The 1,518-nt window shown below is 27.9% G+C and carries 1 protein-coding gene; it reads left to right on the top strand.

Translation table 11 applies throughout. The annotated features are described in order from the left end of the window. Window positions 1-159: 159 nt before the first annotated feature. Window positions 160-1,518 (top strand): leucine-rich repeat domain-containing protein (locus CXF67_RS09730; RefSeq protein WP_374702247.1); only part of this gene is annotated, 1,359 nt, incomplete at its 3' end.

The following is a 1,518-nucleotide window of genomic DNA, read 5'->3' as shown; positions in this document are numbered from 1 at the left end:
TGAACTAAAAAAGATAGCTTAGTATCAACGAAAAAAAAGCAACGTTTGTTGAGTTACAGCCTTGAATCCAGCTAACATATTAATTAACCAAACCTACTTATTATGAAAAAATTTCTATTAATAAAAGTATTTCTCATTAATTACTTTTGCTAAAAAAAAATGAAAAATTTAATTTTTACAATGTTTTTAGTGCTGTTTTTTTTCAGCCTAGAAACTACCGCCCAAACTACCTATGCACCAGATGATGCTTTCGAGCAAGCCTTAATTGATTTAGGACATGATTCGGGACCCTTAGATAATTTTGTAACAACAGCAAATATAAGTAGCCTTACAACTTTAAATGTCAATAATAAAGGGATATCAAGTTTAACAGGTATAGAAGATTTTACCGCTTTAACTACTTTATATTGTCATTCAAATAGTTTAACAAGTTTAGATGTGAGTAGCAATACCGCTTTAAATCTTTTATGGTGTTATTCAAATAGTTTAACAAGTTTAGATGTGAGTAGCAATACCGCTTTAACTCAATTATCTTGTTATTCAAATTTTTTAACAAGTTTAGATGTGAGTAGCAATACCGCTTTAACTGGTTTATATTGTTATGATAATAGTTTAACAAGTTTAGATGTGAGTAGCAATACCGCTTTAACTGGTTTATATTGTTATGATAATAGTTTAACAAGTTTAGATGTAAGTAGCAATACCGCTTTAACTACTTTATGGTGTTATTCAAATAGTTTACCAAGTTTAGATGTGAGTAACAATACCTCTTTAACTTATTTATATTGTTTTGATAATAGTTTAACAAGTTTAGATGTGAGTAACAATACCGCTTTAACCAGTTTATATTGTAATGATAATAGTTTAACAAGTTTAGATATGAGTAGCAATACCGCTTTAACTCGATTAGATTGTTATGATAATAGTTTAACAAGTTTAGATATGAGTAGCAATACCGCTTTAACTCAATTATATTGTTATGATAATATTTTAACAAGTTTAGATGTGAGTAGCAATACCGCTTTAACTACTTTATTGTGTTATGATAATTTTTTACCAAGTTTAAATGTGAGTAGCAATACCGCTTTAACTTATTTATATTGTTTTGATAATAGTTTAACAAGTTTAGATGTGAGTAGCAATACCGCTTTAACTTATTTAGCTTGTAATTCAAATAGTTTAACAAGTTTAAATTTGAGTAGCAATATCGCTTTAACTAGTTTATTGTGTTCTTCAAATAGTTTAACAAGTTTAAATGTAAAGAATGGAAATAATACAAATTTCACTGATTTCAACGCAACAACTAACCCAGATTTATACTGCATAGAAGTAGATGATGTTGCTTATAGCGATTCAAACTGGACTAACAAAGATGCTGGAGCGATTTATAGTTTAGATTGTAGTTTAAGTGTAGAAGTTATAGAAATAAACAACTTCAGTCTTTACCCAAACCCTGTAAAAGACTATTTAAACATTAGTTTAAACGAAGGATTAGAATTAAAAAGAGCAACTATTTAT

The organism is Psychroflexus sp. MES1-P1E, from assembly GCF_002836055.1.
Classification (GTDB): domain Bacteria; phylum Bacteroidota; class Bacteroidia; order Flavobacteriales; family Flavobacteriaceae; genus Psychroflexus.
The sequence above is the reverse complement of the archived record's forward strand: the minus strand, read 5'-3'. Positions and strand labels throughout refer to the sequence as shown.